General features: G+C 72.6%; 16 protein-coding genes. 2 read left to right on the top strand and 14 right to left on the bottom strand.

Annotation, left to right across the window (positions count from 1 at the left end; all coding sequences use genetic code 11):
• Window positions 1–10: 10 nt before the first annotated feature.
• The 8 genes from K330_RS0112375 to K330_RS0112340 form a co-directional block, all read right to left on the bottom strand.
• Window positions 11–1,234, bottom strand: coding sequence for a HAMP domain-containing protein (locus tag K330_RS0112375; protein ID WP_022922134.1), 1,224 nt, complete (start codon window positions 1,232–1,234; stop codon window positions 11–13).
• Window positions 1,227–1,967 (bottom strand): response regulator transcription factor, encoded by a 741-nt coding sequence (locus K330_RS0112370; RefSeq protein WP_029202622.1) that lies wholly within the window; start codon window positions 1,965–1,967, stop codon window positions 1,227–1,229. Before K330_RS0112370 ends, K330_RS0112375 begins: the two co-directional genes overlap by 8 nt.
• Window position 1,968: 1 nt before the next feature.
• Entirely contained in the window at window positions 1,969–2,358 is a 390-nt protein-coding gene (locus K330_RS0112365; protein WP_022922132.1) for a hypothetical protein, read from the bottom strand.
• On the bottom strand, window positions 2,358–3,293 hold the full coding sequence (locus K330_RS0112360; RefSeq protein ID WP_022922131.1) for a hypothetical protein: 936 nt from the start codon (window positions 3,291–3,293) through the stop codon (window positions 2,358–2,360). The genes K330_RS0112365 and K330_RS0112360 overlap by 1 nt, the downstream gene beginning before the upstream one ends.
• A gap of 64 nt (window positions 3,294–3,357) precedes the next feature.
• Window positions 3,358–3,969, bottom strand: a complete 612-nt coding sequence (locus K330_RS21020) for a signal peptidase I (RefSeq protein ID WP_022922130.1) — start codon at window positions 3,967–3,969, stop codon at window positions 3,358–3,360.
• A 151-nt stretch (window positions 3,970–4,120) separates the two neighbouring features.
• On the bottom strand, window positions 4,121–4,645 hold the full coding sequence (locus K330_RS0112350; protein WP_022922129.1) for a TasA family protein: 525 nt from the start codon (window positions 4,643–4,645) through the stop codon (window positions 4,121–4,123).
• 137 nt (window positions 4,646–4,782) lie between these two features.
• The gene (locus tag K330_RS21015) at window positions 4,783–6,048 is read right to left on the bottom strand and encodes a sensor histidine kinase (protein WP_022922128.1); all 1,266 of its coding nucleotides are present in this window, start codon (window positions 6,046–6,048) and stop codon (window positions 4,783–4,785) included.
• A gap of 100 nt (window positions 6,049–6,148) precedes the next feature.
• Entirely contained in the window at window positions 6,149–7,111 is a 963-nt protein-coding gene (locus K330_RS0112340) for a 2-hydroxyacid dehydrogenase (protein ID WP_022922127.1), read from the bottom strand.
• A gap of 115 nt (window positions 7,112–7,226) precedes the next feature.
• Here K330_RS0112340 and K330_RS0112335 point away from each other — a divergent pair, with 115 nt between their 5' ends.
• Window positions 7,227–8,660 carry a sugar porter family MFS transporter gene (locus K330_RS0112335; protein WP_022922126.1) on the top strand — a complete coding sequence of 478 codons (1,434 nt, stop codon included), beginning with the start codon at window positions 7,227–7,229 and terminating at the stop codon, window positions 8,658–8,660.
• A gap of 1 nt (window position 8,661) precedes the next feature.
• On the opposite strand, the gene K330_RS0112330 is transcribed toward K330_RS0112335, so the two are convergent.
• Both K330_RS0112330 and def read right to left on the bottom strand, forming a co-directional pair.
• Window positions 8,662–9,003 carry a hypothetical protein gene (locus K330_RS0112330; RefSeq protein ID WP_022922125.1) on the bottom strand — a complete coding sequence of 114 codons (342 nt, stop codon included), beginning with the start codon at window positions 9,001–9,003 and terminating at the stop codon, window positions 8,662–8,664.
• 1 nt (window position 9,004) lies between these two features.
• On the bottom strand, window positions 9,005–9,574 hold the full coding sequence (gene def / locus K330_RS0112325; RefSeq protein ID WP_022922124.1) for a peptide deformylase: 570 nt from the start codon (window positions 9,572–9,574) through the stop codon (window positions 9,005–9,007).
• A 46-nt stretch (window positions 9,575–9,620) separates the two neighbouring features.
• Between def and K330_RS0112320 the strand changes: the two genes are divergently transcribed.
• The gene (locus tag K330_RS0112320) at window positions 9,621–10,247 is read left to right on the top strand and encodes a YgjV family protein (protein WP_022922123.1); all 627 of its coding nucleotides are present in this window, start codon (window positions 9,621–9,623) and stop codon (window positions 10,245–10,247) included.
• A 28-nt stretch (window positions 10,248–10,275) separates the two neighbouring features.
• Here K330_RS0112320 and K330_RS23705 read toward each other — a convergent pair whose 3' ends face one another.
• From K330_RS23705 to K330_RS0112300, 4 genes are all read right to left on the bottom strand, one after another.
• Window positions 10,276–10,443, bottom strand: a complete 168-nt coding sequence (locus K330_RS23705) for a hypothetical protein (RefSeq protein WP_022922122.1) — start codon at window positions 10,441–10,443, stop codon at window positions 10,276–10,278.
• A gap of 142 nt (window positions 10,444–10,585) precedes the next feature.
• Window positions 10,586–11,422 (bottom strand): PH domain-containing protein, encoded by an 837-nt coding sequence (locus K330_RS24070; protein WP_022922121.1) that lies wholly within the window; start codon window positions 11,420–11,422, stop codon window positions 10,586–10,588.
• A 12-nt stretch (window positions 11,423–11,434) separates the two neighbouring features.
• A complete protein-coding gene (locus K330_RS23935; RefSeq protein WP_022922120.1) occupies window positions 11,435–11,605 on the bottom strand; it encodes a hypothetical protein in 171 nt (56 codons plus the stop codon).
• Window positions 11,606–11,699: 94 nt separating this feature from the next.
• Window positions 11,700–12,857 carry an aminotransferase class I/II-fold pyridoxal phosphate-dependent enzyme gene (locus tag K330_RS0112300; protein WP_022922119.1) on the bottom strand — a complete coding sequence of 386 codons (1,158 nt, stop codon included), beginning with the start codon at window positions 12,855–12,857 and terminating at the stop codon, window positions 11,700–11,702.
• Window positions 12,858–12,865 lie beyond the last annotated feature (8 nt).

Here is a 12,865-nt window from a genome sequence, read left to right as displayed (position 1 = left end):
CGGCCGGCGGTCAGGAGTCGTTCTCGCCCTGCACGTCCTCGCCGGCACGCCGCAGCATGACGACGGTGTGCCCGTCGACGACCGACACGCGGCCCCCCATCCCCACCGCGGTCAGGGTGGCCGCCGCCCTCGCCTCCGACCCGGCCGGGGCCTGCTCGCCCTCGAGCTCGAGGCGGACCCGGCCGAAGCCGTCCTGGGAGTCGACCTCGACGAGCACGTGCGTGGGCCGGCGGTCGACGGCGTCCTGGAGCAGGCGGTCGAGGATCTCCGCCACGGCGGACCCGGAGGCGCACACGTGCAGCGGGCGTGCCGGCTCGTCGACGAGGACGAGGGCAGGTCCGGAGGCGGCGCGCACGCGGGGCCGCCACCGGGTGAGCGCGTCGCGGACCAGGGCGGGCAGGTCGACGACGTCGACGTCGGTGAGGCGCTGCTGCTGGGCGGTGTCGAGGTAGGTGCGCACCGCTGTGCTGAGCCGGTCGAGCTGGGGCAGGTAGCTGGTCAGCTCGGCGGCGACCTCCGGCGGGGTCTGCGGCCAGGAGGCCAGGTCCTCGATCTCCATGCGCAGCGCGCTGATCGGGCTGCGCAGCTCGTGCGAGGCGTTGGTGGCGATGTCGCGCTCGCGGCGGCGCAGCTCGCCCAGGCGCGAGATGCCGCGCCGCATGGCGTCGCCGATGGCCTCGGCCTCCGCCACCCGGTAGTGCGGGATGGTCTGGTCGAAGCGGCCCTGCCCGATGGCCTCGGCGACGCCGGCCAGCTCGCGGAAGGGCCGCGAGAGCCGCTCGGCCAGCACCCGCACGACCAGGGCCGCCCCGACCGCCAGGGCCAGGCCGATGAGGATGAGCGGCAGGAGCGCGTCGCTCACCCGCTGACCGACGAGGTCCTCGGAGCGCCGGAGGGTCAGCTCGCTCCCGTCGGCGAGGGCGCGCACGGCGACGATGTCGCCGGCGGAGTCGCCGGTCGGCGGCAGGCCCACCCGCACCTCGGGCCCGTCCGCCTGCCCCAGGGTGATGGACTCCCCGCCGTGCAGCAGGCTGCCGAGGAAGTCCTCGTCGACCTCGCCGCCGCCCGACCGGCGCTCCTCCACCGCGACGGCGACCAGGTCGGCGGAGCGCTGGGTCTCCCGGCGCTCGGTGTCCTGCACGAGGTCGGCGAGCAGGTAGGCCCGGGGGATGCCGTAGAGCAGGACGACCCCGACGACCATCGCCACCAGGACGGCGACGATGCGGTTACGCATCCCGGACGTCCTCGAGGCGGAAGCCCACCCCCCGCACGGTCGTGATGCGCACCGGGGCGCCGACGTCCTCGAGCTTCTGGCGCAGGCGGCCCACCGTCGTGTCCAGGGTCTTGGTGGAGCCGAACCAGTTCTCGTCCCACACCTGGTTGATCAGCGTGTCGCGGGCGACCACGGCTCCCCGCCGCGAGTCGAGGAGGGCGAGCACGTCGAACTCCTTGGTGGTCGCGGGCAGCTCGGTGTCCCCGACCCAGATCCTGCGGGCCACCACGTCGACGGCGAACGAGCGGCCGTCCGGCTCGTGGACGACGGGGTGGCCCGCCGAAGCCGTCCCCGCTGCGGGGGCCGGCACGTGCGTGACGTTGTAGGAGCTGCGCCGCAGCAGGGCGCGGGTGCGGGCCTGCAGCTCGGCCAGCCCGAACGGCTTGGCCAGGTAGTCGTCGGCGCCCTGGTCCAGCCCCACCACCCGGTCGAGCTCGCCGTCACGCGCGGTGAGGATGATGATGCCGCCGGCGTAGCCGCCGTCGCGGACGGCACGGCACACCTCGATGCCGTCGATGTCCGGCAGGCCCAGGTCGAGCAGGAGGAGGTCGACGGTGCCGTCGCCGGCGGTGACCCGCTCGACGGCCGGCAACCCCTCGGCGAACCGCTCGACGGAGTAGCCGTCCCGCTCCAGCGTGCGGACCAGCGGGGCTGCGATCTTGTCGTCGTCCTCGACGACCACGACGGTGGTCATGTCAGGGAGCATACGGGCGGGTCACGCGGTCCCTGGGGAGGACCGGGCGGTGGCGCCGGGCCAGCAGGAGAGGCACCAGGACGCCGCAGGCGACCAGGGTCGCCCCGGGCACGGTGAGGTCCGTGGCCGGGCTCCCGGGGACGCCGACGGCCATGGCCAGCAGCGCCAGCACGCCGCTCACGGCGCAGACGAGGGCGGCCGTCAGCCGCGCGTCGAAGGAGTCGGTCGTCGCCATGCGGGCGGCCGACAGCGCCGCCAGGGCTCCCGCAGCCCCGGTGGCCACCGCGTGGGCGGTGACGTCGGCGTCGAGGGCCTGGCCGAGCAGCACGCCGCCCAGGACCGCGGTGACGAGGGTGGCGCCCGGGCAGGAGGAAGTGCGCAGGAGGGCCATCAGAAGTCCCGGTCCAGGACGCCGGACTCGGTCACCGTTCCTCCGGTGGGGTCCGTCCAGACCATGTGCGCAGGCGCTCCCTCGTAGAGGTGGCTCGGGTTCACCGACTGTGCGCCGCCCAGCGTCACCGTCACGGTGGTCCGGGCGACCCCGGCGACCGTCACGGTCCCCATCCGCATCATGGCGTTGAAGGTGGCCGTCTGGTTGGTCTGGTAGAGGTCCGTGCGCAGGTTGACCGAACCCAGGCCGCTGACGACGGCACCGCCCGAGAGGACGTCCAGCGCGTCCTCCGCGTCGCCGCGTCCGACGTGCTTGCCGTCGCGGACCCGCAGCGTGACCTCGGTCTGCTCGCCGGACCAGCCGGGCAGCACGTCCGTGGCACGCACCGACCTGGCGAAGGTGAAGGTGATCGAGTCGCCGGTCTCCAGCCACCCGGGGCGGGTGCCTCCGTTGGTGGCCTGGACGTCCGCCCCGTTCAGCGGCACGGGGGTCACCGGTGCGCCGTTGGCGATCACCCGGTCGGCGATGACGGCGGAGGTGCCAGGGTTGCCGGCCGCGTCGGTGGCGACCGCCCGGAAGTCGTAGCTGCCGTCGGCGATCACGGTCGTGTCGGCCGAGCAGGACCAGGGGGGTGCCGACGCGGTGCACACCGCGCTCCAGGTGTCCGCCCCCCTGGGCGCTCGCTGGATCTCCACGCGGACCACGCCTGAGATGGCGTCGGTGACGTCGCTCGCGGCGAACGTGCGCGTCCCGCTCAACGGGCTGCCCGGGTCGAGGAGTCGCACGGTCGGCGGCGTCCAGTCGGCCGCGGCGCGGACGGTGCCCGTGCCGGTGCTGCTGCTGGTGAAGGCAGCGGTCGAGAAGTTGGTGGTGAGCAGCAGCATCATCGCCAGGGCGCCGAGGACGAGGACCTTGGTGGAGCGCAGGTCGCGCACGGGTCCTCCTGCTCGGGTCGTGGTGCTGGTGCTGGTGCTGGTGCTGGTGGGCCGAGGTGGAACGCTACGGGGCGGTGAGCTCGCGGGTGCGGCCGGCGTGCGCCGGACGGCCAGGGGGAGTGGTGCGGCCCGTGCCGCGCTCGACCCACATGCCGGCGAGGTTGCGCGTCAGCTCGACCAGGGCGAGCAGGGCGATGATCGCAGCCGGGACGCCGATGACGAGCATGCGGACCTCGCGGTCGGCCAGCGCGATGAGCAGGTAGCCGACTTTCGGCACGGTGTGCTCGACGACCGGCTGCACGTCGTCGACCAGGCTGAAGGTCCACGGGTCGACGTCGGCGTTGGCGTCGCCCTTGGTGCGCATCACCAGCTCGCCGCGCTCGTCGGTCTCGATCTCGACGATGCGGTGGGTCACGAGGTTGGCGACGCCGCTGTCGGCGGGCGGCAGGTAGGTGATGACGTCACCGACGGCCAGCTCCTCGACGGGGCGCGGCCTCTCGAAGACGATCGAGCCCTTCTCGATCGAGCCGGACATCGAGCCGCCGGTGATGACGTAGCGCTCGTACCCCAGCAGGTGGGGGAGCAGGTATGCCGCGCACGCCAGGGCCACCACGACGAGGGCCAGGTTGCCGGTCAGGCCCAGCAGGCGGGCGGCCTGGTGCTTGATGCGCTGCATGTCGTCAGCCCTTCGCGAGGTGGTGAGCAGTGGTGCGGTGGTGCCGGGTGCGCGTGCGGCCGGGCGGAGAAGCCCGGTGGCCCGGCGGTGGGTCCCTACCACCGCCGGGCCGGGGTCATGGGGCGTTCACGGGCGCCCCACGTCGAGGGGTTCAGCCGCCGAGCTGAACCAGGTCCCAGGAGTAGGAGGCAGAGGCCGTCATGCCCTGGTTGTCGTTGCCGGCACCCATAGGAAGGTGCACGGTGAAGGTGTACTCGCGGACGTCGCCGGGAGAGAAGGTACCCAGCCCGTTCTTGGTGCCGTCCACGAGCTCACCGAACTCACCGTCGAGGACCACGGTGCCCTTGTCGTCCACGATCTTCATCCGCAGATCACCCGGGACGAAGCTGTTGGTGGACTCGGTCTCGGTCAGGCTCAGCGTGCCGGCCAGGGTGCCGGTGTTCTCCAGCGTCAGGCTGCCGGTGACCGTGTCACCCGGCTTGATGTTGCCGGCGGTGAAGATCGCCTGCTCGTCCTTGTCGTTCATGTGCGACAGCGAGCCCGCGGTCACCGAGCTGATGCTGTTGCTCGAGGCGGAGGTGAAGGTCGCACCCGAGCCCACGGCCAGCGCGCCGGCGGCGAGCAGCACGGCGAGGGGGGCGAGGACCTTGGTGGAGCGGCGGGACGAGCTGTTCATGCGGAACTCCTGGGGCTTGTGGTCGAGACCTTGTTGATGTCTCAAACACTACGGAGCGTCGTTCCACGGTTTGTCCACACGATCCCCCGCCGTTCTGCACGCTTTCGCCACAGATCGTTACCGGCAGGTAACAGACGTCAGTCGCAGCCCTCCGCGACGTAGGACGGCTCGGCCGGCAGCTCGAACCAGACGTCGCTGCCCCCGCCCGGGCGGCGCTGCATACCCACCCGTCCCGCGTGCGCGGTCACGACGCGGTGCACGGTGGCCAGCCCGATGCCGTAGCCCTCCCGCGGCGGCTGCCCCTGACCCTCGTGCGCCCGCACGTAGGGCAGGAAGACCGAGTGCTCCTGCCCCGGCGGCACGCCGATGCCGTTGTCGGAGACGGTCACCCGCCAGCAGCGGCCCTCCCGCCGGGCCGTCATGGTCACCGCGGGGGCGACGCCGGGGGAGGTGTACTTCAGGGCGTTGCCCAGGATGTTGAGCACCACCGAGTAGAGCAGCTCGGCGTCGCCGGGGACGGTGGGCAGGTCGGCGACCTCGATGGTGGCGCGCGTGTCCTTGATGAGCGGGCTGAGGTCGAGCAGGGCGCGGTCGACGACCTCCTCCAGGTCCACCCAGCCCCGGCCGGGCCGCCCGCCGCCCTCCTTGGCGTGGGCGAGCACGTCCTGGATCATCCGCCCCATGCCGCGCGCCGCCTCGGTGATGCGGTCCACCACGGCGACCAGGTCAGGGTCCTGCGCGACCGCGGGCTCCTGCGCGAGCATCTCGGCGTTGGCGCGCACCGCCATGAGCGGGTTGCGCAGGTCGTGGCTCACCTGCGTGGCGAAGTGCCACAGCGCCTCGTTGGACCGGGCCAGCTCGTCGCGCGCGTAGGTCAGCTCCAGCAGCGACTCCTCCAGCTGCTGGCCGCGCAGCCGCAGCTCGAGCACGTCGGTGACGCGGGCGGCCAGGAAGGTGAGGGCGTCGCGCTGCTCGTCGGTGGACTTCCGCGGCTCGACGTCGAAGACGCACAACCGCCCCAGCGCGACGCCGTCGGGGGTGACCAGCGGGGCCGAGGCGTAGAACCGGACGCCGAGCTCGCCGGTGACGAACGGGTTGCCCGCGAACCGGTCGTCGAGGCGGGCGTCGGGGACCACGACCGCCTCCGGCACCGCGGCCACGACGGCGCACATCGAGTCGTCGCGGGCGCACACCGCCGGCTCGAAGCCGGTGGTGGCGACCTGGTGCTGCTGGGTGGTGGTCAGGATGTTGATCGCGGCGTGGGGGGTGCTGAAGACGCGCGCGGCCAGGTCGGACAGCGCCTGCAGCTCCTGGTCCACCGGCCCCGTGAGCAGGCCGTAGCGCTCGATGGCGCGGTCGGCCTCGGCCGTCGCGGCATCGAACGTGGAGCCCCCCACCCTCACGTCATACCTCCTCGTCCGACAGGGACATAGTGACAGAAGGGGTGCCTGTTCCGGCAGGCCCCTCCAGAGACGGATGCGTCACACTTTCCGCTGGTCAGCGTCACCTCACCGGCGTGGGCGCCTCCCGTCCGCCGAGCACGGCGACGACGTTGTCCGCGGCGAGGGTGGCCATCGCGGTGCGCGTCTCGACCGTGGCCGAGCCGACGTGCGGCAGCAGCACCACGTCGTCGCGGCCGAGCAGCCCGGGGTGCACGGTGGGCTCGTCCTCGTAGACGTCCAGGCCCGCCCCGGCGATCTCGCCCGCCTCCAGCGCCCGGACCAGCGCGTCCTCGTCGACGACCGGTCCGCGCGCGGTGTTCACCAGGTATGCCGTGGGGCCGAGCAGGCGCAGCTGCTCGGCGCCGAGGAGGTGGTGGGTCCCGGGCGTGTGCGGCACGTGCAGGGAGAGGACGTCGCTGGCCTCGAGCAGCTCCTCCAGGGGCAGCCGCCGGGCGTCCAGCTCGTGCACGACCTCGGCCGGGGCGTCGCGCCGGCCGCTGTAGGCGATCTCCATCCCGAACGCCCGGGCCCGCCGGGCGGTCGCACGCCCGATCTCGCCCAGGCCGACGACGCCCAGCGTGCGTCCCTGCAGGCCCCGGCCGAGCAGAAACCCCATACCCCACTGCCAGTCCTGGCCCGAGCGGACGAGCCGTTCGGCCTCGCCGAGCCGGCGCGTGACCATGAGGACGAGCGCCATCGCGAGGTCGGCGGTGGCGTCGGTGAGCACGCCGGGGGTGTTGGTGACCACGACCCCGCGCTCGCGGCAGGCCTCGAGGTCGATGTTGTCGTAGCCCACCGCCACGTTGGCCACCACCGCGAGCTGCCCGCCGGCGGCGTCGAGCAGCTCGGCGTCGACACGCTCGGTGACGAGGGTGAGCAGGCCGTCGGCCCCGCGCACCCGCTCCAGCAGCGTCCCGCGGGGGATCTGGTCCTCGTCCTCCCAGGTGTCGACCTCGTGCCCGGCCGCGGCGAGCGCCTCGACGGCCTGCGGCGGCACCTGTCCCGTCACGACGACTCTGCCCATGACCAGCAGGTTAGTCCAGGGTCGGCCACACCTGGCGGGCTCGGGCGATCGGGCGCACACTGTGTGTCACTGCCGCACCGGCCGGTGCGGCAACCGCTCCGCGAGGGGGACGACGATGTCGACGAGCGAGACGAGCACCACCGCCCGCGGAGGCGACGGCGGGCGCGACTACCTGCTCGGCAAGGCGGTCCAGCTCGCCTCGGTCGCCGCCCTGGGCGGCTTCCTCTTCGGCTTCGACACGGCCGTGATCAACGGCGCGGTCGGCGCCATGCGCGAGGAGTTCGAGATGGGGTCGGTCCTGACCGGCTTCGTCGTGAGCTCGGCGCTGCTGGGCTGCATGGTCGGTGCCTACCTGGCCGGCCGGCTCGCCGAGCGCGTCGGGCGCATCCGCGTGATGGTCCTGGCCTCTGCCCTCTTCACCGTCTCGGCGATCGGCTCGGGCCTGGCGTTCGGTCCCTGGGACATGATCTTCTGGCGGGTCGTCGGCGGCATGGGCGTCGGGGCGGCCTCGGTCATCGCCCCCGCCTACATCGCCGAGATCTCCCCGGCCTCCATCCGCGGGCGCCTCGGCTCGCTGCAGCAGATGGCCATCGTGGTGGGCATCTTCGTCGCGCTGCTCTCCGACTACTTCCTGGCCAGCGTGGCCGGCGGCTCCGGTGAGGCGCTGTGGGGCAGCGTCGCCTGGCGGTGGATGTTCTGGGCCGAGGTCGTGCCGGCGGTCGCCTACGGCGTCCTGGCGCTGACCATCCCCGAGTCGCCGCGCTACCTGGTCTCCCTCGGCCGGGTCGACGAGGCCCGCGAGGTGCTCGGACGGGTGATGCTCAGGGGCATCCCCGAGCGCATCAAGGAGATCCGCCGGACCGTCCGCCAGGAGGCCCGCGCCTCGCTGTCGGACCTGCGCGGGTCGGCCGGCAAGGTGCTGCCGATCGTGTGGATCGGCATCGGTCTGTCGGTCTTCCAGCAGTTCGTCGGGATCAACGTCATCTTCTACTACTCCTCGACCCTGTGGCAGGCCGTCGGGTTCACCGAGGACGACGCGCTCACCCAGACGGTCATCACCTCGGTCACCAACATCGCGGTGACGGTGGTGGCCATCGCGCTCATCGACAAGATCGGGCGCCGCGTGCTCCTGCTCATCGGCTCCGCGGGCATGTTCGCCTCGCTCGGCACGATGGCGTGGGTCTTCGCGACCGCCGACCGGGTCCAGCAGGGCGAGCAGATGGTGCCGGTGCTCTCCGACTCCCAGGGCGTCGTCGCGCTCGTGGCCGCCAACGCCTTCGTCGTCTTCTTCGGTATGTCGTGGGGCCCGGGCGTGTGGGTGCTGCTCGGGGAGATGTTCAACAACCGCATCCGCGCCACCGCCCTGGGCATCGCCGCCGCGGCGCAGTGGCTGGCCAACTTCGCCATCTCCACGACCTTCCCGGTCATGGCCGACCTGGGCCTGGGCGTGGCCTACGGCTTCTACACCCTGTGCGCGCTGCTGTCCTTCTTCTTCGTGCTCAGGTGGGTCCCGGAGACCAAGGGCCGCGAGCTGGAGGACATGGAGTAGCTCAGTCCTCCGGCGGTGTCGCGTGGTGGGCGAGCAGCACCGGCGGCGTGGGGGACAGGCCGGGGCCGCCGAGGCGGCACCACTCCTCGACCGCGTCGGTGACCGGGTCGCCGGCCACGCCCTGCATCCAGAAGGCCCGCCCGCCGCGGCGGCGCCCCTGCGCGGTGGGGCGGACCACCGCGACGTCGGTGGTGCACACGTCGAGGCAGTCCACCTCGGTGACGCGCACGTCGCCGCGCTCGGCCAGCTCCTCCCAGCGGGTGTGCTGGCCACCCCGCAGAGGGTCGGCGCTGCCGAGGGTGCTGCCCACGCAGCCGGTGCAGACGGTGACGCCGACGGTCACCTCAGACCTTGTCCGCGGTGGTCTCCGAGGGGTCCCAGCGCAGGACGCCGTCGGCGGCCCACCCGCGGTCCTTGACGGCCTCGCGGGCCTCGGCCTTGACCGGGCCGGTCAGCCGGTCGATGTAGAGGTAGCCGTCGAGGTGGTCGGTCTCGTGCTGCAGGCACCGGGCCAGCAGGCCCTCGCCCTCGACGACGACCTCGTTGCCGTCGAGGTCGGTGCCGGTCACCCGCGCGCGGGGGTGGCGGGCCAGCGGGAACCACTCGCCCGGCACGGACAGGCAGCCCTCGCCGTGCTCCTCCTCCTCCAGCGGCGGCGGGGTGCCGAGCCGCTCCAGCACGGGGTTGACGACCACGCCGCGGGCGTTGGGCCCGTCCGGCACGGGACAGTCGTAGACGAAGATCCGCACCCGCGAGCCCACCTGGTTGGCGGCCAGCCCGACACCCTCGGCCGCCTCCATCGTCTCGAACATGTCCTCGACGAGGGTGCGGATCTCCTCGGTGACCTCCTTGACCTTCTTGGTCGGGGAGTGGAGGGCCTTGTGGCCGATGACGGTGATGGGACGGACTGCCATGGGGGGATTCTAGGTATGCCGTGCACCCAGGCCCTAACCTGCTCGGGTGAACTGGATCGAGGTCCTGGGCTGGACCGGGTCGGCCGTCCTCGTGCTGTCCCTGCTGCAGACGCGGCTGCTGCGGCTGCGCGTGATCAACCTGGTCGGCTGCCTCGTGCTGCTGGTCTACAACACGATCGTCGAGGTCTGGCCGATGGTCGGCCTCAACGTCGTGCTCGCGCTGATCAACGTCGTCTACCTGTGGCGGATGCTGCGGACCCGGCACGACGAGCGCAGCTACACCGTGCTGGAGGTGCCCGCCGACGACGCCTACCTGGCCTACGTCCTGGACCGCCACCGCGAGGACATCGCGCGCATCAACCCCGGCTTCACCTTCGCGCCTGCCGACGTGGACGCGGCATACCTCGTGCTGCACGGGGACGCCACCGTCGGGGTGGTGCTGGCCCGTGACGCAGGCGGGAGCACCGCCGAGGTGCTGCTCGACTGGGTGACGCCGGCCTACCGCGACTTCTCCCCGGGCGAGTTCGTCTTCCGCGACTCGGGCCTGTTCAGCGGGCGCGGGGTGCGGCGGGTGCTCACGCCCGCGGGCATGCAGAACCCCTACTACGGCCGGATCGGCTTCCGACCGGAGGGCGACCGCTGGGTGCTCGACGTCGAGCCCGCCCGGGACTGACCCGTCGGAACGACTGACCGGCGCCGGCTCAGGCGATCAGGTTGCCCAGGAACCGGCCCAGGTTGAGGAAGGCCGGCGCGACGAGGTCCCACGCGTCCTGCAGGAACGCCGAGGCCCGGTCGGGCGCGGTGATGATGACGAAGACGACGAAACCCCATACCAGGAGCTGCAGGGTCCCCTTGACCGACAGCGACATGTCCCCTCCCACGGGTTGTGATAGACGTCACGGTGCCTATCTCGCCAGTGTGGCAGAGCCGAGAAGCTGCGGGCGGGGGAAACGTCCACCGACGGTCCACGGTTTCCCCACAGTTCTGCTACGTGCGGTCCACAGGAGGGGCTCAGGCCCAGGGTGGGGTGGGGTCGGGGTCGACGGCGACCCCGCGGCGGCGGGTCGCCGAGCGCGCCCGGCGGGCCTCGTCCTCGACCCACTCCCAGTCGCGCGGCAGCTCCTCGCGGCGCACCTGCTCCCAGCGCTCCCGCCGCGGCTCGCGGCGGACGGGCCCGGGCCGCTGCCCGACCGGGACCTGGACGATGTCGGGGTCGAAACGGTCGGTGGGGTGGGGCGACTCGTCGTCGAAGGTGGTGTCCCAGGGGTCGGGGTCGACGTGCTGGTCGAAGGCGTCCTCGACCCGGTGCCAGGCGTTGTCGTCCTCGTCGTCGCCGTCGGGGCCGAAGATCGTGGCGCAGATGCGGCGGTACTTCTCGTCGGGCTCGGGCACCCAGCTGATCGTGCGCATCGCCTGGTCCTGGCCGGCCGACTCCAGCACGAACTGGCCGTAGCCGAGCAGACGGCCCAGGACCGAGCGGCCGTAGTTCATGTCCGTGACCTTGCGCAGCGGCATCATCGCCACCTTCTGCGTGAGCAGGCCGTAGACGAGCAGGATGCGCCGGTCGGTGGCCACGAACCACTCGTTGTGCCACTCCAGCAGGCGCCAGACGGCCCGCGCCGCGACGACGAACCACAGCACCCACAGCACCGTGCCGAGCGGCTCGGTGCGGGCGTCGAGCGAGGCGGTCAGCGCGCCGACCGCCAGCAGCGCCACCAGGGTGGTCGCGAACGGCTCGGCCAGCCGCGCCCAGTGCTGGCGCGTGGCGACGACCGGGGTCTCGTCGTCCAGCAGGTAGCGGTCGAGGATCCGTCGGCTGATGCGGACCACCGGTGGGGCGGCTGCCATGGCGCTCCTGCGTCAGCCGCCCATGAGGTTGTTGAAGAAGCGGCCGATGTTGAGGAAGCCCTGGCTGATGATGTCCCACACGGCGCCGACGATGTCGGCGGCGCGGTCGGGGTTGGTGATGATCGCGTAGATGACGAATCCCCACACGAGCCAGTGCAGGACCTTCTTGACCGTGGGCGGCATCGAGTCCTCCAGTCGGGGTGGGTCGAGGTCATGGATCTGGTGCCAGTGTGACAGAGGGGACGGGGTATGCCGTCGCCCCCGCAGGCGTGTCGGCTCAGCGGCGCAGCAGCGGGCTGGCCGCCATCCGGTCCAGCGCCTCGTCGACCTCGGCCGTCGACCCGGCGAAGCTGAGCCGGACCATCCGGTGGCCCTCGAGGGTGTCGAAGTCGACGCCGGGGGTGATCGCCACCCCGCAGTCGGCCAGCAGGTCGCGGCACCAGGCCACCGAGTCGTCGGTGAGGTGGCCCACGTCGCACCAGGCGTAGAACGCGCCGTCCGGCGGTGCGTAGTCGCGCAGCCCGACCTCGGGAAGGCGCCGGATGAGCAGCTCGCGCGTGGCGGCATACCTCGCGCGGTGCCCCTCGAGCTCGGCCCGCGCCTGCGGGGAGAGCGCCCCGAGCGCGGCGTACTGCGCGACGGTGGGCGGGCAGATGTTGAGGTTGCCGGTGAGCACCTCGAGCGGGCGGCGCAGGTCGGCGGGGGCCAGGAGCCAGCCGATGCGCCAGCCGGTCATCGAGAAGTACTTGCTGACCGAGCCGACCACGACGGCCTCGCGGGAAGTCTGCCAGGCGCTGGCGGTCGGGCGGCCGTAGGACAGGCCGTGGTAGATCTCGTCGCTGACGAGCAGGGTGCCGTGCTCCTCGCACCACCGGGCGAGGTCGGCGAGCACGTCGCTGTCGATGATGGTGCCGGTCGGGTTGGCGGGGGAGGCCACGATGAGGCCGGCCGGCGGCTCGTCGAGCGCCTCGAGCATCGCGACCGTCGGCTGGTAGCGGGTGTCCGCGCCGCAGTCGAGCTCGAGCACCTCGCAGCCCAGCGCCTGGAGGGTGTTGCGGTAGGCCGGGTAGCCGGGGCGGGTCATCGCGACCGTGTCACCGGCGTCGAGGGCGGCCAGGAAGAGCGCGGTGAACGCGCCCGAGGAGCCGGGGAAGACGACGACGTCCTCGGGGGCGACCTCGACGCCGGCGGTCTCGCGGTGGTGGTCGGCGATGGCGTGCCGCAGCGGCAGGATCCCGTTGGACTCGGTGTAGCCGAGCACCTGGGTCGTCGTCGCGGCGACGGCCGCCTCGAGCGCGGGCGCCGGCGCCGGGGTCGACGGCTGGCCCGCGCACAGCATGATCACGTCACCGTGGGTGCGCTGGCGCTCGGCCGCGGCCTTGAGCACCTCCATGACGTGGAACGGCTCGACCGCCGAGCGCCTCGAGACCCGCACGGGCAGCT

Source organism: Ornithinimicrobium pekingense DSM 21552 (assembly GCF_000421185.1).
Lineage (GTDB): Bacteria > Actinomycetota > Actinomycetes > Actinomycetales > Dermatophilaceae > Ornithinicoccus > Ornithinicoccus pekingensis.
This window is presented reverse-complemented; position numbering and strand designations above follow the sequence as displayed.

Excerpts from the sequence above, each read along its gene's own strand:
- K330_RS0112375 (WP_022922134.1), bottom strand. The coding sequence starts at position 1,234 with ATGCGTAACCGCATCGTCGCCGTCCTGGTGGCGATGGTCGTCGGGGTC.
- K330_RS0112370 (WP_029202622.1), bottom strand. The coding sequence starts at position 1,967 with ATGACCACCGTCGTGGTCGTCGAGGACGACGACAAGATCGCAGCCCCG.
- K330_RS0112365 (WP_022922132.1), bottom strand. The coding sequence starts at position 2,358 with ATGGCCCTCCTGCGCACTTCCTCCTGCCCGGGCGCCACCCTCGTCACC.
- K330_RS21020 (WP_022922130.1), bottom strand. The coding sequence starts at position 3,969 with ATGCAGCGCATCAAGCACCAGGCCGCCCGCCTGCTGGGCCTGACCGGC.
- K330_RS0112350 (WP_022922129.1), bottom strand. The coding sequence starts at position 4,645 with ATGAACAGCTCGTCCCGCCGCTCCACCAAGGTCCTCGCCCCCCTCGCC.
- K330_RS0112340 (WP_022922127.1), bottom strand. The coding sequence starts at position 7,111 with ATGGGCAGAGTCGTCGTGACGGGACAGGTGCCGCCGCAGGCCGTCGAG.
- K330_RS0112335 (WP_022922126.1), top strand. The coding sequence starts at position 7,227 with ATGTCGACGAGCGAGACGAGCACCACCGCCCGCGGAGGCGACGGCGGG.
- def (WP_022922124.1), bottom strand. The coding sequence starts at position 9,574 with ATGGCAGTCCGTCCCATCACCGTCATCGGCCACAAGGCCCTCCACTCC.
- K330_RS23705 (WP_022922122.1), bottom strand. The coding sequence starts at position 10,443 with ATGTCGCTGTCGGTCAAGGGGACCCTGCAGCTCCTGGTATGGGGTTTC.
- K330_RS24070 (WP_022922121.1), bottom strand. The coding sequence starts at position 11,422 with ATGGCAGCCGCCCCACCGGTGGTCCGCATCAGCCGACGGATCCTCGAC.
- K330_RS23935 (WP_022922120.1), bottom strand. The coding sequence starts at position 11,605 with ATGCCGCCCACGGTCAAGAAGGTCCTGCACTGGCTCGTGTGGGGATTC.